The sequence below is a fragment of the Brucella sp. NBRC 113783 genome (assembly GCF_040372265.1).
GTDB lineage: Bacteria > Pseudomonadota > Alphaproteobacteria > Rhizobiales > Rhizobiaceae > Brucella > Brucella teleogrylli.
This window is the reverse complement of sequence record NZ_BAABRX010000001.1, coordinates 428539-445335: the sequence shown is the minus strand read 5'-3', so window position 1 is coordinate 445335 and position 16797 is coordinate 428539. Positions and strand designations below refer to the sequence as shown.

The following is a 16797-nucleotide window of genomic DNA, read 5'->3' as shown; positions in this document are numbered from 1 at the left end:
CAATTATGACCCAATGCTCTTTTTGACCACAGCTTTTGGCCGGGCCGTCAGTCGGGTTTCGAACAGGATTTGCAGCGATTGATAAGCCCTCATTCCGCAATGGCTCTTGATTTCGCCAGCCCGACCGTGTTTGAAACCTCGAACGCCGCCATCGATGCGAAAGGTAGAGACATGAAGCCCGTATTCCTGCAACTGCAGTGCGCTCCCGGCAAAACCTATGAGGTTGCCGACACTCTCTTTCAGCGCGAGATCGTATCCGAGCTTTATTCGACCAGCGGTGAATTCGACCTGCTGGCGAAAATCTATATCGCCGAGGGCGACGATATCGGCAAGTTCATCAACGACAATGTGCTCAATATCCCGCATATCGTGCGGTCCCTGACAACGCTGACTTTCACGGCATTCTGATTATCGGCTAATTACCTTCTGGAGCACCCTTCCGGCGGTAAAGATTTGATTCACCATAAGTGAATTATCATGCGGCGAAGGGAACTACCTTCTGTGTTCGCGCATTTTCTGTATGGAAGCGCGGGCCTCGCTCAGTGGGCTCCCGCAGAGGTGAAAGACAGTGATGAACGATCTTGAACAGCGACGCATACTGGTTGTGGAGGACGAAATTTTCGTCGCTCTCGACGTTGCCGCGACTGTGGAAGACGCGAACGGAACGGTTGTCGGTCCGGTCGGCACTGTCCGGCAGGCCATGGATCTCATCAATCGTAATGAAGTCGATGCCGCCATCCTCGATGTCAATCTGATTGACGGCAATGTGGAACCTATCCTGGACCGGCTGAAAAGCCGCAACACATTCGTCGTCATCCATACCGGCGGCGGGCTGCCTGCCGAGCTTGCGGCGCGCTATCCTGAAGTGCCGGTCTTTCAGAAGCCGATCCCGCCCACCATACTGACCCGCACGCTGGCAACCGCCCTTTCAGCCGGCGCGGTGCGCTGAGACCGATGCGGCGGGCGTTCCCGGATTTTGCGACTGTCCTGAAAGAAACCGAGGCGAATTCCGGTCAGGAAGAGGCCGTTCGCCGGTCGCAGATCAATCTTGCATCGGCGTTCTTTTCGGCAGGGTTGGGCGATAGTGCCGCACCCTCACGCCCGGAAATCGATCTTGCGCCGCTTTTCTATTTTGAGGAAAAGTCGGCCGAGAGCGACCAGCGAGAGACTGAACGGCAAGCAATCGCTGAGCGCATGCAAAACCAGTCGCCCGACGCGATACGGCGAGAGTTGAACCTTCGCCCCGGTCTGACGCGCGCTGAGCTTCAACGCCTGCGTCGCTCCTTTGCCGCGAGCAATCATCCAGACCGCCTGCCACAAGAGTTTCGCGCCGATGCGGAACAGCGTATGAAGATGGCAAATGCCCTCCTCGACACAGCCATGGCGACAGCAGCAAATTGAGTTCAAGCAATTTCGTTACGTTTTGAGCTCAAATTCTTTTGCATTATAACAAGAACCTGCTAGATTGGGGTCAATTGCGCCTGCGAAAGCTGGCGCACGAGAGAACCCCTTTCGTTGTCCGTAAACCGGCAAATGGTCCCGCTTCTGGCAATATGGGGCAATTTGCGCTTTGCCTGCTGTGGGTGGTTCTGTCATACCGCATTATAAAGTTAGAATAATTCCTAAAAGGTCAGAAAATGCCTCCTTATCGTTCGCGAACAACCACCCACGGCCGGAATATGGCGGGTGCGCGCGGCCTATGGCGCGCCACCGGCATGAAGGATGAGGATTTCGGCAAGCCGATTATTGCTGTGGTGAACTCGTTCACACAGTTCGTGCCGGGCCACGTTCACCTCAAGGATCTCGGCCAGCTCGTCGCGCGCGAAATCGAAAGTGCTGGCGGCGTGGCCAAGGAATTCAACACCATCGCGGTCGATGACGGTATCGCCATGGGCCATGACGGCATGCTCTATTCGCTGCCATCGCGCGAACTCATCGCCGACTCGGTCGAATATATGGTCAATGCCCATTGCGCCGATGCGATGGTCTGCATTTCCAACTGCGACAAGATCACCCCCGGCATGCTGATGGCCGCGCTGCGCCTCAATATTCCGGTCGTGTTCGTTTCGGGCGGACCGATGGAAGCGGGCAAGGTCGTCTGGGACGACCAGATCAAGAAGCTCGACCTGGTTGACGCCATGGTCGCCGCTGCCGACGATCACTATACCGACGAGCAGGTCAAGACGATTGAACGCTCCGCCTGCCCGACTTGCGGTTCGTGCTCGGGCATGTTCACCGCAAACTCGATGAACTGCCTCACCGAAGCGCTTGGCCTGTCACTGCCGGGCAACGGCTCGACGCTCGCAACCCATGCCGACCGCAAGCGCCTCTTCGTAGAAGCCGGCCATCTAGTCGTCGATCTCGCCCGCCGTTATTACGAGCAGGACGACGAAAGCGTGCTGCCGCGCTCGATTGCAAGCTTCCCGGCGTTTGAAAACGCCATGACGCTCGACATCGCCATGGGCGGTTCGACCAATACGGTCCTGCATCTTCTCGCCGCCGCGCAGGAAGCCGAAATCGATTTCACCATGGCCGATATCGACCGCCTGTCGCGCCGCGTGCCGGTGCTTTGCAAGGTCGCCCCTGCCAACAATACGGTTCACATGGAAGATGTGCACCGTGCGGGCGGCATCATGGGCATTCTCGGCCAGCTCGACAAAGCGGGCCTGATCAATACCGATCTGCCGACCGTGCACAGCCAGACGGTTGCCAAGGCGCTGGATCATTGGGACGTGACCCGTACCAACAGCGAAATGGTGCACAAGTTCTATTCGGCGGCACCGGGTGGCGTGCCGACGCAGGTGGCATTCAGCCAGGAGCGCCGCTTTGATAGCGTCGATACCGACCGCGAAAAGGGCGTTATCCGCTCCAAGGAACACGCGTTTAGTCAGGATGGCGGTCTGGCCGTGCTTTACGGCAATCTGGCGGAAGACGGCTGCATCGTGAAAACGGCAGGCGTGGATGATTCCATCCTTAAGTTCTCCGGCCCGGCGCGTATTTTCGAAAGCCAGGATACGGCGGTACTCGGCATTTTGAACGGCAAGATCAAGGCTGGCGATATCGTGCTGATCCGCTATGAAGGCCCGCGCGGCGGCCCCGGCATGCAGGAAATGCTCTACCCGACCAGCTATCTGAAGTCGAAGGGTCTGGGCAAGGCCTGCGCGCTGATCACCGACGGTCGTTTCTCGGGCGGCTCGTCGGGCCTCTCCATCGGCCATGTTTCGCCGGAAGCAGCCGAAGGCGGCACGATCGGTCTGGTGCGCGAAGGCGATATCATCGATATCGACATTCCGAACCGCAAGATCCACCTCGCCGTGGACGATGCAACGCTGGCCGAACGCCGCGCCGAACAGGAAGCAACGGGCTGGAAGCCCGCCGAAGATCGCAAGCGCAAGATTTCCACTGCGCTGAAGGCTTATGCCTCCATGGCAACCAGCGCCGCCAAGGGTGCGGTGCGGAAATTGCCGGATTGATTATCAAAAGAAAAGCAAAAGCCCCGCAAATGCGGGGCTTTTTCATAATCTGCTCGTTGTAAACCTGTTGCTTCGCCCCCCTCATCCTGAGGAGGGGCCCTGAGCTTGCGAAGGGAACCGTCTCGAAGGGCTGAGGGGAGATGTGCGTTTTTCCCTCAGCCCTTCGATCCTTCGACAAGCTCAGGGTGATGCGCTGTTTTCAACAGCTCCTTAGGATGAGGGAAAAGAGCAGCGCAGCAACGTCCATAAACCACGACGTTGTAAGGTCGATGATTATTGAAAGGCCTTTTCCACCGCAGGCATCAGATCATCCCGCACCGACTCCGGCGTGAACGGGCCGACATGCTTATAAATGATCTTGCCGTCCGGGCCGACGAGGAAGGTTTCCGGCACGCCGTAGACGCCCCATTCGATGGCTGAGCGACCCACGCGGTCGGCGCCGACAGCGGCAAAGGGATTGCCGAGATCGCCCAGAAAGCGGCGGGCGTTTTCGGGCTGGTCCTTGTAGTTAAGGCCCACCAGACGGATGCGGCTGTCCCTGGCGATTTCCATCAGGAGCGGATGCTCCTGACGGCAGGGAACGCACCACGATCCCCAGACATTCACCAGTGTCAGCTTGCCCCCCGGACCCGTTTTGAAATCTTCGCTGTTGAGGCCCGGCACCGGAACGCCATCGCGCATCAGGCCTTCGACCGCCGGGAGATTGGTTTGCGGCGCTTGCTTGCCGATCAAAGCAGATGGAATGGCCGAGCTATCCTTGCCTGACAGAAGCTGCACGGCGAAGACGGCTGCAAGCCCCACAAACACCAGCAATGGAAGCAGCGCTGCCCATGTGGCGCGTTTTTTCGGCGCGGCGTGCTTTTGTGTCGTTTCCGTCATTGAACCGGCGCCTTTGACGAGCGGCGGCGCACGCCCTGCGCCTCAAGCCGCTTCAGCTCATTCTTCTGGATACGCTGATCGATATATATCCAGCCGACAGTCAGGATAAGCGCCGCGATGGTGATGCCATAAGCGGCCATGACGAAGCCGAGATGATTGCTCATACCGCGCCCTCCTCCTGCATTTGTTTGCCGCGTTTGCGATCAGCGTTGCGGGCGGCGAGCTTCTTCATCGAAGCCACGCGGCGACGCCATATTTCGTTGCGCATCGCCATCATATGCAGCGCAAGGAATAGCAGCGTGAAGCCAATCGCCATCACGAATAACGGGCGCAACATGGAGCCATCGATGGTCGGCCCGCCCATGCGGAAAACGGAAGCTGGCTGATGCAACGTGTTCCACCAGTCGACCGAGAATTTGATGATCGGGATGTTGATGAAGCCCACCAGCGTCAGCACCGCCACCGGCTTGGCACTCTTGGCCGGATCGGCGAAGGCGCGCGATAGCGCGATGATACCGAGATACATCAGGAACAGCACGAAAACCGAGGTCAGGCGTGCATCCCACACCCACCACGTGCCCCACATGGGCTTGCCCCATAGCGAACCCGTGGCAAGCGCCAATGCGGTGAAAACCGCACCCAAGGGGGCAGCCGAGCGGATCGACACATCGGCCAGCGGATGCCGCCAGACCAGTGTGCCGAGAGCCGACACTGCCATGATCGAGTAACACATCATGGAAAGCCATGCGAAAGGCACATGGATATACATGATGCGGACTGTGAGGCCTTGCTGGTAATCGTCCGGCGACAGGAAAACCATACCGAGACCGGCGGCAAGGAACAGAACGGCAAGCCCCGCCAGCCACGGCAAAACCTTGCCCGCAAAAGCGAGGAAGCGTGTGGGATTGGCCATATCGAGCCAGCTTGCGGTTTTCACGGCGTCTTTCGTCATGACCTATACTTAACCTCCCCCCTCATGCCGTTCAATTGACCGCGCTCAACTGCGTCAATCGGTCGAGCATGATCCGATTCCGATCGTAGCGGGATCAGAAAACAGTCCAGTGGACTGTTTTCCCCGCGAAGGCGGTTCCCACTTTTCGGGATCATGCTCAATCCGCCGAATTCTTCAGCGCCGCGCTCGCGGCCAGCGGTCCCAGCACAGCGAAAAACAGCGTCAGTGCGGCAAGCACCAGAAATGGAGCCAGAAAGGGGGCGTTGTCTACCGTCGCTCCGTAAGAAGCAGATACACCAAAAATGAGAACCGGAATGGTGAGCGGCAGCACGATGACCGAAACAAGCAGTCCGCCGCGCGGCAGAGCCACCGCCAGCGCCGCACCCACCGCACCGACAAAGGCGATGGCGGGTGTGCCGACCAGAAGCGTCAGGGTTGTGGCACCGATTGCCGCCGCATCCATATTCATGAACAGGCCGAGCATGGGCGAGGCGATTACCAGCGGCAAAACGCTCGCCGCCCAATGGGCGACGCATTTGACCAGAACCGTGAGCGCCAGCATGTGACGGTCGGAGCCGATCAGCAGCAGATCGAGCGAGCCATCGTCACGGTCGGCCTGAAACAGCCGGTCGAGGCCGAGCAGCGTCGCCAGCAACGCACCGATCCACAGCATGGCCGGACCGATCCGCGCCAGTAGATTGAGGTCCGGGCCGACGCCGAATGGCATCACCGAAATAACAGCGAGAAAGAACAATATGCCGACCAGCGCACCGCCGCCCGCGCGAAAGCTCAGGCGCATGTCGCGAAGGAACAGCGCCAGCATCAAAACGCCTCATGCGAGAATCTGGCCATATCGAGCGTGTTCGCACCTTCCAGCCCCAGCGGAATATGCGTGGCGGCAATGATCATGCCGCCCTGTTGCAGATGGTCGCGCATCAGCACGGCAAAACGGGTTTCCGACGCCTTGTCGAGACCGGCGGTCGGCTCATCGACAATCCATAGCGGGCGATGGCTGACCAGAAGCTTGGCAATGGAGACGCGACGCTTTTGCCCGGTGGAGAGATAGCCGAAAGGCAGATGTTCGACGCCGGGCAGGTTGACAGCTTCCAGCGCGTCATCAATGTCGAGCGCTCCCGCGCCGTTAAACCGCTGCCAGAACAAAAGATTTTCGCGCACGCTCAAGGCCGGTTTCATCGCATTTTGATGGCCGAGATAATGACAGGCCGCCTGCACGGGCAGCGATGCGCCGTCCTCGATCAGTGCGATGCGGCCTTCTTCCGGCGCGAGCAGACCGCAGATGATTCGCAGCAAGGTGGATTTGCCGGACCCGTTCGGGCCGGTGACCACCAGCGCCTCCCCGCCATCGAGCGTGAAAGAAAGGTTGGAGAAGATCGTCTCGCCACCCCGTTCGCCACCCAGATTTTCGGCCTCAAGCCGCATTTTCTCTCCTCAAAAACCAACCGTCTCCCAGAGTTTCGGGAACGAACGGAAGGATCGCAACATTTCGCCGCAAGGCAGCGAATTCACGAAATTCAGTCTGGAATCGTTTTAGAAAACTCTCTATATGAGGGCTACCACGCCAGCGGTCGGCGTGGAAACCATTTTTGGCCGATCTCAAACACCTGGCGCCCGTGAGGACCCAGGCTTCGGGACGGACAGCGGAAATGACTGCACCCGCACCTTGGCGCGTCCTTGAAACGCTAGCCTAGGCGTTCGTCCTGGTTTTCCGGCCAGTAGCATAAGGACGAACGCAGTGTCACACATTGACAGCTTCAAATGTCGCAAAACCCTCACCGTCGGCGGTAAAGACTATGTCTATTACAGCCTGACCGAAGCCGAAAAGAACGGCCTCGAAGGCGTTTCCAAGCTTCCTTTCTCCATGAAGGTTCTTCTTGAGAACCTGCTTCGCTTCGAGGACGACCGCTCCGTCAAGAAGTCGGATATTGAAGCTGTCGCCAAGTGGCTGGCCGACCGCGGCAAAGCCGGTGCAGAAATCGCCTACCGCCCGGCCCGCGTTCTCATGCAGGATTTCACCGGCGTTCCAGCTGTTGTCGACCTTGCAGCCATGCGCGACGGCCTCAAGGCGCTCGGCGGCGACCCGGAAAAGATCAACCCGCTCGTGCCCGTCGATCTGGTCATCGATCACTCGGTCATCGTTGACGAATTCGGCAATCCAAGCGCATTCAAGGCCAATGTGGACCTCGAATATCAGCGCAACGGCGAACGCTACCGCTTTCTGAAGTGGGGCCAGCAGGCGTTCCAGAACTTCCGCGTTGTTCCTCCAGGCACCGGCATCTGCCATCAGGTGAATCTCGAATATCTGGCCCAGGCAGTCTGGACCAAGGAAGAAGACGGCGAAACCGTCGCTTATCCCGACACCTGCGTCGGCACCGACAGCCACACCACCATGGTCAACGGCCTTGGCGTTCTGGGCTGGGGCGTGGGCGGCATCGAAGCTGAAGCTGCCATGCTCGGCCAGCCGGTTTCCATGCTTCTGCCGGAAGTCGTCGGCTTCCGCCTGACCGGCAAGGTCAAGGAAGGCGTCACCGCGACCGACCTCGTGCTCACCGTCACGCAGATGCTGCGCAAGAAGGGCGTTGTCGGCAAGTTCGTCGAATTCTTCGGCGAAGGCCTCGAAAACATGACGCTGGCCGACCGTGCGACCATCGCAAACATGGGGCCGGAATATGGCGCAACCTGCGGCTTCTTCCCGGTTGACAGCGAAACGCTGAACTACATGAACACCACTGGTCGCGATGAACATCGCATCGAGCTGGTTGAAGCATACTGCCGTGCGCAGGGCATGTGGCGCGACAAGGGCGCAGCCGATCCGGTCTTCACCGACGTTCTCGAACTCGACATGGGCGACGTTGTTCCCTCGATGGCCGGTCCGAAGCGTCCTGAAGGCCGCATTCCGCTGGAAAACATCGGCTCCGGTTTCGCGACCTCGCTCGAAAACGAATACAAGAAGACCACCGGCCAGACCACGCGCTATGCCGTCGAAGGCGAAGATTTCGACCTCGGCCATGGCGATGTGGTGATTGCCGCTATCACGTCCTGCACCAACACCTCGAACCCGAGCGTGTTGATCGCTGCCGGTCTTCTGGCCCGCAACGCCGTCGCCAAGGGCCTCAAGACCAAGCCTTGGGTCAAGACCTCGCTCGCGCCCGGCTCTCAGGTCGTTGCCGCCTATCTCGAATCCGCCGGTCTCCAGAAGGATCTCGATGCGCTCGGCTTCAACCTCGTCGGCTTCGGCTGCACGACCTGCATCGGCAATTCCGGTCCGCTGCCGGCACCGATCTCCAAGACCATCAACGAAAAGGGCCTGATCGCGGCTGCCGTTCTGTCCGGCAACCGTAACTTCGAAGGCCGCGTTTCGCCGGATGTACAGGCAAACTACCTTGCTTCGCCACCGCTTGTCGTCGCTCATGCTCTTGCCGGTACGGTCACCAAGGACCTGACCAAGGAGCCGCTTGGCGAAGACCAGAACGGCAACCCGGTATACCTCCGCGACATCTGGCCTTCCTCTCAGGAAATCCAGGACTTCATCGCCAAGAACGTCACCCGCAAAATCTTCTCGGAGAAATATGCGGACGTGTTCAAGGGCGACGAAAACTGGCAGGCCGTTCAGGTTCCTGCGGGCCAGACCTATGCATGGGACGACAACTCGACCTATGTGCAGAACCCGCCTTACTTCGTCGGCATGGGCAAGTCGGCTGGCACGATCGGCGACGTGAAGGGTGCTCGTATTCTTGGCCTCTTCGGCGACAAGATCACGACTGACCACATTTCGCCTGCCGGTTCGATCAAGGCGCAGTCGCCTGCCGGTAAATACCTCATCGACCATGGCGTTGGCGTTGCCGACTTCAACCAGTACGGCACGCGTCGCGGCAACCATGAAGTGATGATGCGCGGCACCTTCGCCAACATCCGTATCCGCAACCACATGCTGGGCGAAAACGGACGTGAAGGCGGCTACACCATCCACTACCCGTCGAAGGAAGAAACCTCGATCTATGATGCTGCCATGCAGTACAAGGCCGAGGGCGTGCCGCTCGTCGTCTTCGCAGGCGTCGAATATGGCAATGGTTCTTCGCGTGACTGGGCTGCCAAGGGCACCAACCTGCTTGGCGTGAAGGCCGTGATTGCGCAGTCTTTCGAGCGTATCCACCGTTCCAACCTCGTCGGCATGGGCATTGTGCCTTTCGTCTTCGAGGAAGGCACGAGCTGGCAGACGCTGGGCCTCAAGGGCGACGAAATCGTCACCATCGAAGGTCTGGCCGATGTGCGTCCGCGTCAGAAGGTCGAAGCTTCCATCACCTATGCCGACGGCTCGGTGAAGAAGGTTCCGCTCATCTGCCGCATCGATACGCTGGACGAGCTCGACTACATGAAGAACGGCGGCATTCTGCAGACCGTTCTGCGCGATCTCGCTGCTTAATCAGCGCCCGACTGAAACAAAAAGGCCGCCGGAGCAATCCGGCGGCCTTTTCGTTTCTGACGCAAATAGAGCACACTCGCCGCTGAATCTCACCGCAACGTGAATTCCCATTGATCGGCGTAATTCCTACATAATAGATGTCATCGTCAATTAATGCAGGATCATACAAAGTGACCGTTCAGCCCTCATTCTATGGAACAGCCACATGGCTGACCGGCGATTCCCTGCCGGGCTGGCGCAATGTCTGCGCCGTTCTGGGGCTGGCTTTCACCGGTTGCGTTTCCATGCAGGGTTCTGCATCGGCTGAAGCAGCGCCCAAGAAAACCGCGGTGGTAGAGCTTTTCACCAGTCAGGGCTGCAAGTCCTGCCCGAAGGCGGACGATAATTTTGCCAAGTTCGCCGATGACCCCAGCGTGCTGGCGCTGTCGTTCCACGTCAATTACTGGGATTATATGGGGTGGCGCGACACGCTTGCCACTCAGGATAATACCGACCGCCAGAATGCTTACCGTAACTCCTTCAACGCGCGCATGATCTATACGCCGCAGGCCATCATCAATGGTCAGGCGGAGGTCAATGGGCGCGATGCGGGCGCCATCAAGGCACAGGTCGCCGCCGACAAGCTGACAGTGCCGGTTGCGATCAACCGGCTCGACGATGGTCGCCTGTCCATCGAGATCGGGGCTGGCGAAAAGCCAAAGTCGCCGGTGCATGTCGTTCTGTTCTATTTCCGCGATGCGGTCACCATCCCAATCACCGAAGGCGAGAATGCCGGTCAGGATATCACCTACCGAAACACGGTGAGCGAGATCAACACGATCGGCATGTGGGATGGCAAGCCGCTGAAAATCGAGCTCCCTGCTTCTGAATTGAAGCGTAAGGATGTTTCCGGTTGCGCGGTCATTCTTCAGGAAACCCGGGACGACAACTCGCTCGGGCGCATTCATGGCGCAGCCATGTTCAAGCAGAAAGCGCCGGTCGGCTTCTGATCGCAGGCATTCGGCCGCAAGCCATTATCCATTCGGCATCGGGCCGGATGGTGTGAGGTTAGCTGTCATATTGCGGGAATATCTGGTGTTGCGGCTCGGTCGGACGAAAAAGTTGGTTCGGCTCGGGCAGTCCTTTGGGCGGGGGGCTTGGGGTCGGACATACCCGAACCGAACCGTCTCAGGCAACACGTAGATGCTGAAGCCATAATCAGGCTGGAATGCGAAGCTGACAAGGCGAAAATGTGTTCAACGATCACCATTGCCGACAGACTTTCGTTTTTCGTGAACAGCTAATGCACAGCGGCCCGCGTGCAAAATCCAGCGTTTTATGAGGGAAATCCCGTTCATTTGAACGGTGCCGCGCCTTCCCGCACTTGAATTTGTTTCACAAAAGCATCACCCTCCTGTCATGCGTTTCAAACGCACCTGCCGCTTCGCCACCCACAGGGCTGAAAGGAAGGACATGGATATTTCAAGCGCAGAGGATTCATCATCCTCGTCCAACGCGTCCGCGTCGCCAAAGGTCGTCTCTCTCGACCGCGCAAGGCCGGTTCCCACCGCCATCAGTTTCGACCGGCATGAACTTGGCAAGATCCTGAACATCTATGGCCGCATGGTCGCCGCCGGTGCCTGGCGCGACTACGCTATCGACCATCTGAGCGACCGGGCGGTCTTTTCCATCTTCCGACGCGCCAGCGAGGTTCCGCTGTTCCGGATCGAGAAAAATCCCAAGCTCGCGCAAAAGCAAGGCGCTTACGCGGTCATCGCTGCAAGCGGACTGATCATGAAGCGCGGCCATGAACTGGACCGCGTGCTGCGCGTTTTCGACAAGAGCCTGAAACTCGTCGAGGCCTGATTAGCCTTCGGTTCCTCAATCCTTCGATCCTTCGAGACGCCGTTTTCAACGGCTCCTCAGGATGAGGGGAGCGTAGTCTGCAACGCCCTCCCCTGAGCTTGTCGAAGGGCGAGCTTGTCGAAGGGTGAGCCTGTCGAAGGGGCACTGACCCGCCATTTGATTTATGAAAGCGGCGGTGCTCCCGGCTCCAGCGTGCGCCCGCCATTGAGCGGCAGCTGCATCAGCACCGTATCCAGCCAGCGCCCATGCTTGAAGCCGGAGCCCTCAATTCGTCCGCAATGCACGAAACCCATGCTTTCATGCAGCCGCACCGAGCCGATATTGTTCTCGCCATCACCGATGACAGCCAAAAGCTGCCGGAAGCCGAGCTGGGCGGCCCGTTCGATCAGTTCGCGCAGGAGAAGCTTGCCCACGCCCTTCTTCTTGGCCTCGGGCGCGATATAGATCGAATCCTCCGCAAGCCAGCGATAGGCCGGTCTGGTGCGGAAATAGCTGGCATAGGCATAGCCCAGAACCACACCATCCTCTTCCGCGATCAGAATAGGGAAACCCTGCGCGACGAAGCCCTCAAAGCGCTGGCGCAGGTCTTCGCGCGACGGCGGCTCGACCTCGTAGGAACCGGAGCCGTTCAACACGGCTTCGGTATAGATTGCAGTGATGGCATCGATGTCGGTGGGGTGAAAATCGCGGACGATGGGCATGAGGCAGAACCGGAGAAATGATTTTACACATTTCCAGAATGCATCAGGAAGCGACCGGACAAAAGCAAAAAGGGCGGCGTTTCCGCTGCCCTTTTCATTCAGAACCTGATCCAGCGACTATTCACGGTTGCCCATGAACTGCAGCAGGAAGGTGAACATATTGATGAAGTCGAGATAGAGACGCAGCGCGCCCATCACGATCTTGCGGCCCTGCGTATCCGATGCATCGCCTTCGTAATACATTTCCTTGATCGACTGGGTGTCGTAGGCGGTGAGGCCTGCGAAGATCAGAACGCCGATCACCGAGATTGCGAATTGCAGCGCGGTGGAGCCGAGGAAGATGTTGACGACCGAAGCCAGGATCAGGCCGAACAGGCCCATGATCAGGAACGAGCCCATAGCGGACAGGTCACGCTTGGTCGTGTAGCCGTAGAGCGACAGCGCACCGAAGGACGCAGCCGTCACGAAGAAGGTGCGAACGACGCTCTGGCCCGTGAAGACCAGGAAGATCGACGACAGCGACAGGCCGACGAGAGCTGCATAGCCCCAGAAGACGGCGTTAGCGGTCGAGACCGAAAGACGTTCGATGCGGAAGCTCAGGAAGAACACTGCCGCCAGCGGCGCAAGCATCACCACCCAGCGCAGCGGCGAAGTGTAGAGCGCGACGCCAAGGCCCGTGAGCATCTTGCCATTGGCAAGCTGCGCGACGGCTGCGGACGGGTCCGTCGTCGTTGCGAGTGCCGCAACGGCGAATGCAGCAAGGCCGGTAACGGCCAAACCGATAGCCATCATGTTGTAGACGCCCAGCATATAGCTGCGCAAACCCTGATCGATGCCTGCATCGGCGCGAGCGCCGCCTACCGGCCTCTGCTGCGCCTGAATATTGCGAAAGTCAGCCATGACTTAAATCCTCTTGCCATGTCCCGTCCGGTGTCGGGGCGCTCATTCCGGCGAGCCGCCGCCAGGCGCCGCTGGCGGGACTCCAGCATGCCTGCCTGACATTATGGGGATTATGGCCCTCACGTACAAGTACCGCCTGTAAAAAAACGCGAGGGCAGGTTTGAAAAATCGGGCTGCATTCTCCATAGGTTCCAATAGCTTAGGCTTTGCGCCCTCTCCGCATTACAAATAACTCATATTGTTCTGAGAACCTGCGCAGGCTTCTGTCCCAGCACACGCCATGTCCCGGCCAGCCCGAAACCGACGGTCAGCACCAGCGCAACCACCACGGTCATCAGCGCCACATCGGGCAGGAATTGCGCTTTAAGCTTCATGATCTCCACCACGACATACCAGCCCGCCACACTGCCAGCGGCAAGTGCGAAAAGCGCTGTTGCAAGGCCGAGCAGCATATATTCCATGATATAGGCTGCAATCAGCGTGCCGCGTGTGGCGCCCAATGTCTTCAGGACGACAGCGTCGTGCACCCGGGCGCGGTTGCCCGCAGCCAGCGCCCCGCCCAGCACCAGAACCGATGCAGCAAGCGCAATGGAAGCCGCCGCGCGAATGGCTGTCGCCAGCTGACCGATCAGATCATTGGCGACGTTAAGCGCGTCCGTCACGCTAACCGTCGTGACGGCGGGCCAGGTTTTGGTGACCTGCCGCAGTACATCGGGCGCGAGGTTTTTCTTGCCGTCCGGAATGGTCAGCGTCGCAAGCCATGTCGCCGGCGCACCGGCGAAGGTGTTGGGCGAGAACACCATGACGAAATTCATCGCCAGTGTTTCCCATTGCACCTGCCGGAAACTCGCGATCTTTGCGGTGATGTTGCGGCCCAGCACATTGACCGTCACCGTGTCGCCAAGCTTCAGGCCCAGTTCCTTGCCTTCCCGTTCAGCGAAGGAGACAAGTGGCTCACCGCTATAATCGGCGGGCCACCATTCGCCCTCACTCAGCGTCGAATTCTCCGGCACCTTGTCGGCAAAGGTTATGCCGCGATCGCCACGCAGCACCCAGGCGGCTTCCGGCGGGATGGTCATATCGCGCACATTGGTGCCATTGAAAGCCACAATACGCCCGCGCAGCATCGGACCAGAGGTGAGCTTGCCGTCCGGCACGATGCCGCTTACCAGCTTGGTGAAATCGCCAATGTCGCGGTTCTGGATATCCACGAAAAAGAAATCCGGCGCTTGTGCCGGGATATTCTCGGTCACCTGACGGCGCAGATTGCCGTCGATCAGCGCAATCGCCACCATCAGCGTGAGGCCGAGGCCGAGCGAAAGCACCACCGAAGGGGTAAGCGCGCCGGGGCGGTGAATATTGCCGACCGCAAGTCGAAGTGCGGTCGAGCGCACACGCGGCGCACGGCGGGCAAGCCAGCGTATGCCATCGGCCACAAGCCGCAACACGCCGAAAGCGGCAATGGCCGAGACGATGAAGATCGCCGCGATCCGCCGATCATAGGCGACATAGAGCGCCAATCCGGCCAGAGCCGCAATCAGCAGAACCGCAAGACCGAGATATAGCAGGGGCGGCAGGCCGCGCTGCTCAAAGCCCTGCTCGCGGAACAGCGCAGTCGCGGGAATATTGCGAGCGCGCCCAAGCGGAATGATCGCAAAGGCAAGCGTGGTGATGAGGCCGAAGACTGCCGCAAGCGCCAGCGCGCCGGGGAAGAAGCCGCCGCCACCGGCGACCGGCAGATAATTGGCGAGCGCCAGTGCGGCGGCAAAAGGGATGATTGCCGCCAGAATGAGCCCAAGCACGATGCCGATCAGGCCGATCACCATGATCTGCACGAGATAGACCAGAACCGCAAAGCGTGCAGGGGCGCCGAGCGATTTGAAAGTCGCGATCACGCCGCGCTTGCCGTCGAGATAGGCGCGCACCGCATTGGCGACACCAACGCCACCGACGATCAGCGCGGTCAGGCCGACCAGCGTCAGAAACTGGGAGAAGCGTTCGATATTGGCGCTCAGCGCCGGTGCAGCATTGGCGCGGGATCGGATATTCCATCCGGCATCCGGGAAATCGGCGGCGGCCTGCCGCCGCACCTCGGCAATCGCCGAGTCAGGTGCTCCGTTGGGCAGTGCGACCTTGTAGATATGATCGACAAGGCTGCCGGGTTGAATCAGACCAGACGCGCGCAGACCATCGAGCGAAACGAGAAACCGCGGTGCAAAATTGAAGCCGGACGACAAGAGGTCCGGTTCGCTTTCGATCACAGCGCGCAGTTCAAAGGTTTGCGAGCCAAGCAGCACCTTTGCGCCAAGCGAAAGTCCCATGCGGTTGAGGAAATCCTGACTGACGGCAGCGCCGTAAATATCGCCTTTGATGGCCGTCATATCGGCCAGCGACTGCTCCGGTGCGGCCTTCAGCGTGCCATAAAGCGGATAGGCGGCATCGACCGCCTTCACCTCGACCAGCGACTGGTCGGAACCATCGGGCATACGGGCCATGGAGCGCATTGTCGCGCTTTCGGCCATTCTGCCCTGTTTTCCGATGAAGGCGCGTTCTTCCGCTGTTGCTTCGCGCTGATTGAGTGCAAAGCTGACATCGCCGCCCAAAATGCTCTGGCCTTCCGATGCAATGCCGGTGCTGACCGACCGCGCCACGGAATTGACGCCGCCAATGGCCGCCACGCCAAGCGCGATACAGGCCAGAAAAATATAGAAACCGGCAAGCCCGCCGCGCATTTCGCGCAGCGCAAAACGGAGAGCGAGAGAAAAAGATTTCATTCGGCTCATGCGTCCGCCGCCAGTTTCTCAAGCACCGCACCGGCCTTTTCAGCGGTTTCTTCGATGCGACCGGACCGGACGGGAATTTCGCGGTCGCAGCGCGCCGCCAGCGACGGATCATGCGTGACCAGCACCATGGTCAGCCCGTTTTCGCGTTGCTTGGCGAAGAGAAGATCGGCAATTTGACGCCCCGTTGTGGTGTCGAGATTGCCGGTCGGTTCATCGGCAATCAGAATTTTCGGCGATGGCGCGAGGGCGCGGGCAATCGCCACGCGCTGCTGCTCGCCGCCGGAAAGTTCGGACGGATAATGCGTCAGACGTTCGCCAAGCCCAACCGCTTTCAACTCGCGCTCCGCGACTTCGAATGCATCGCGGCGGCCAGCCAGTTCCAGCGGAACCGCCACATTTTCCAGCGCCGTCATATTGGGAATCAAGTGAAACGACTGGAAGACGATGCCTATATTGGCGCCACGAAAAGCGGCGGCCTGATCCTCGCTCATCTGGCTGATCGTCTCGCCCGCGATCTTCACAGTTCCGTTATCAACATGCTCCAGCCCAGCCAGAACCATGAGAAGTGTGGATTTGCCCGAGCCGGATGGACCGACGATACCAACCGACTGGCCTTGCGCAATATGGAGAGAGACACCCTTCAGCACATGCACCGACGAGGCGGCATGGCCAAGTGTCAGATGAACGTTCTCAAGTTCGATAATCGGGCCAACAGCCTGTTCCGTCACGCGGTTTTCTTCCTATATGTATGTGTAGAACCGAAAAGCGCGCCACAAATTTGAACCTATGTTGCGCCAAGATTTGATTCAATCCCGTGAGCTGT

At 59.2% G+C, this 16797-nt stretch carries 16 protein-coding genes; 7 read left to right on the top strand and 9 right to left on the bottom strand.

Translation table 11 applies throughout. The features are described 5' to 3' along the window. Positions 1–171 precede the first annotated feature (171 nt). The 4 genes from ABWW11_RS02100 to ilvD all read left to right on the top strand — a co-directional run bounded on the left by ABWW11_RS02100 (position 172) and on the right by ilvD (position 3473). Positions 172–408 (top strand): Lrp/AsnC ligand binding domain-containing protein, encoded by a 237-nt coding sequence (locus ABWW11_RS02100; protein ID WP_109370141.1) that lies wholly within the window; start codon positions 172–174, stop codon positions 406–408. Between the two features lie 163 nt (positions 409–571). Continuing rightward, a complete protein-coding gene (locus tag ABWW11_RS02095) occupies positions 572–949 on the top strand; it encodes a response regulator (protein WP_109368140.1) in 378 nt (125 codons plus the stop codon). Between the two features lie 5 nt (positions 950–954). Then, entirely contained in the window at positions 955–1401 is a 447-nt protein-coding gene (locus tag ABWW11_RS02090) for a hypothetical protein (RefSeq protein ID WP_109368139.1), read from the top strand. A 236-nt stretch (positions 1402–1637) separates the two neighbouring features. Continuing rightward, positions 1638–3473, top strand: coding sequence for a dihydroxy-acid dehydratase (gene ilvD, locus ABWW11_RS02085; RefSeq protein WP_109368138.1), 1836 nt, complete (start codon positions 1638–1640; stop codon positions 3471–3473). A gap of 273 nt (positions 3474–3746) precedes the next feature. Here the strand turns inward: ilvD and ABWW11_RS02080 are convergent, their stop codons facing one another. The 5 genes from ABWW11_RS02080 to ccmA all read right to left on the bottom strand — a co-directional run bounded on the left by ABWW11_RS02080 (position 3747) and on the right by ccmA (position 6744). Then, complete coding sequence (locus ABWW11_RS02080; protein WP_109368137.1) at positions 3747–4352, bottom strand: DsbE family thiol:disulfide interchange protein; 606 nt, start codon at positions 4350–4352, stop codon at positions 3747–3749. Next, entirely contained in the window at positions 4349–4516 is a 168-nt protein-coding gene (gene ccmD / locus ABWW11_RS02075) for a heme exporter protein CcmD (protein ID WP_109368136.1), read from the bottom strand. Before ccmD ends, ABWW11_RS02080 begins: the two co-directional genes overlap by 4 nt. Next, positions 4513–5304 carry a heme ABC transporter permease gene (locus ABWW11_RS02070; RefSeq protein WP_109368135.1) on the bottom strand — a complete coding sequence of 264 codons (792 nt, stop codon included), beginning with the start codon at positions 5302–5304 and terminating at the stop codon, positions 4513–4515. The genes ccmD and ABWW11_RS02070 overlap by 4 nt, the downstream gene beginning before the upstream one ends. Before the next feature lie 157 nt (positions 5305–5461). Further along, the gene (gene ccmB / locus ABWW11_RS02065) at positions 5462–6127 is read right to left on the bottom strand and encodes a heme exporter protein CcmB (RefSeq protein WP_109368134.1); all 666 of its coding nucleotides are present in this window, start codon (positions 6125–6127) and stop codon (positions 5462–5464) included. After that, a complete protein-coding gene (gene ccmA / locus ABWW11_RS02060) occupies positions 6127–6744 on the bottom strand; it encodes a heme ABC exporter ATP-binding protein CcmA (RefSeq protein ID WP_121537046.1) in 618 nt (205 codons plus the stop codon). Before ccmA ends, ccmB begins: the two co-directional genes overlap by 1 nt. Before the next feature lie 313 nt (positions 6745–7057). Between ccmA and acnA the strand changes: the two genes are divergently transcribed. The 3 genes from acnA to ABWW11_RS02045 all read left to right on the top strand — a co-directional run bounded on the left by acnA (position 7058) and on the right by ABWW11_RS02045 (position 11590). After that, positions 7058–9745: an aconitate hydratase AcnA gene (gene acnA, locus ABWW11_RS02055; protein ID WP_121537044.1), complete on the top strand. Its 2688-nt coding sequence runs from the start codon at positions 7058–7060 to the stop codon at positions 9743–9745. Between the two features lie 254 nt (positions 9746–9999). Continuing rightward, positions 10000–10734: a DUF1223 domain-containing protein gene (locus tag ABWW11_RS02050; protein ID WP_109370140.1), complete on the top strand. Its 735-nt coding sequence runs from the start codon at positions 10000–10002 to the stop codon at positions 10732–10734. A gap of 463 nt (positions 10735–11197) precedes the next feature. Then, positions 11198–11590 carry a DUF2794 domain-containing protein gene (locus ABWW11_RS02045; protein ID WP_109368131.1) on the top strand — a complete coding sequence of 131 codons (393 nt, stop codon included), beginning with the start codon at positions 11198–11200 and terminating at the stop codon, positions 11588–11590. A gap of 161 nt (positions 11591–11751) precedes the next feature. Here ABWW11_RS02045 and ABWW11_RS02040 read toward each other — a convergent pair whose 3' ends face one another. The 4 genes from ABWW11_RS02040 to ABWW11_RS02025 all read right to left on the bottom strand — a co-directional run bounded on the left by ABWW11_RS02040 (position 11752) and on the right by ABWW11_RS02025 (position 16702). Beyond that, entirely contained in the window at positions 11752–12291 is a 540-nt protein-coding gene (locus ABWW11_RS02040; protein ID WP_109368130.1) for a GNAT family N-acetyltransferase, read from the bottom strand. Positions 12292–12408: 117 nt separating this feature from the next. Continuing rightward, the gene (locus ABWW11_RS02035; RefSeq protein ID WP_109368129.1) at positions 12409–13191 is read right to left on the bottom strand and encodes a Bax inhibitor-1/YccA family protein; all 783 of its coding nucleotides are present in this window, start codon (positions 13189–13191) and stop codon (positions 12409–12411) included. Between the two features lie 233 nt (positions 13192–13424). Further along, positions 13425–15974 (bottom strand): ABC transporter permease, encoded by a 2550-nt coding sequence (locus ABWW11_RS02030; protein ID WP_109368128.1) that lies wholly within the window; start codon positions 15972–15974, stop codon positions 13425–13427. Then, positions 15971–16702, bottom strand: a complete 732-nt coding sequence (locus ABWW11_RS02025; RefSeq protein ID WP_109368127.1) for an ABC transporter ATP-binding protein — start codon at positions 16700–16702, stop codon at positions 15971–15973. Before ABWW11_RS02025 ends, ABWW11_RS02030 begins: the two co-directional genes overlap by 4 nt. Positions 16703–16797 lie beyond the last annotated feature (95 nt).

Bases quoted from the DNA above. Each gene is read 5' to 3' on its own strand.
- ccmA (WP_121537046.1), bottom strand. From the start codon at position 6,744: ATGCGGCTTGAGGCCGAAAATCTGGGTGGCGAACGGGGTGGCGAGACG.
- ABWW11_RS02100 (WP_109370141.1), top strand. From the start codon at position 172: ATGAAGCCCGTATTCCTGCAACTGCAGTGCGCTCCCGGCAAAACCTAT.
- ABWW11_RS02035 (WP_109368129.1), bottom strand. From the start codon at position 13,191: ATGGCTGACTTTCGCAATATTCAGGCGCAGCAGAGGCCGGTAGGCGGC.
- ccmB (WP_109368134.1), bottom strand. From the start codon at position 6,127: ATGCTGGCGCTGTTCCTTCGCGACATGCGCCTGAGCTTTCGCGCGGGC.
- ABWW11_RS02040 (WP_109368130.1), bottom strand. From the start codon at position 12,291: ATGCCCATCGTCCGCGATTTTCACCCCACCGACATCGATGCCATCACT.
- ABWW11_RS02090 (WP_109368139.1), top strand. From the start codon at position 955: ATGCGGCGGGCGTTCCCGGATTTTGCGACTGTCCTGAAAGAAACCGAG.
- ccmD (WP_109368136.1), bottom strand. From the start codon at position 4,516: ATGAGCAATCATCTCGGCTTCGTCATGGCCGCTTATGGCATCACCATC.
- ABWW11_RS02080 (WP_109368137.1), bottom strand. From the start codon at position 4,352: ATGACGGAAACGACACAAAAGCACGCCGCGCCGAAAAAACGCGCCACA.
- ilvD (WP_109368138.1), top strand. From the start codon at position 1,638: ATGCCTCCTTATCGTTCGCGAACAACCACCCACGGCCGGAATATGGCG.
- ABWW11_RS02030 (WP_109368128.1), bottom strand. From the start codon at position 15,974: ATGAGCCGAATGAAATCTTTTTCTCTCGCTCTCCGTTTTGCGCTGCGC.
- ABWW11_RS02045 (WP_109368131.1), top strand. From the start codon at position 11,198: ATGGATATTTCAAGCGCAGAGGATTCATCATCCTCGTCCAACGCGTCC.
- ABWW11_RS02095 (WP_109368140.1), top strand. From the start codon at position 572: ATGAACGATCTTGAACAGCGACGCATACTGGTTGTGGAGGACGAAATT.
- ABWW11_RS02070 (WP_109368135.1), bottom strand. From the start codon at position 5,304: ATGACGAAAGACGCCGTGAAAACCGCAAGCTGGCTCGATATGGCCAAT.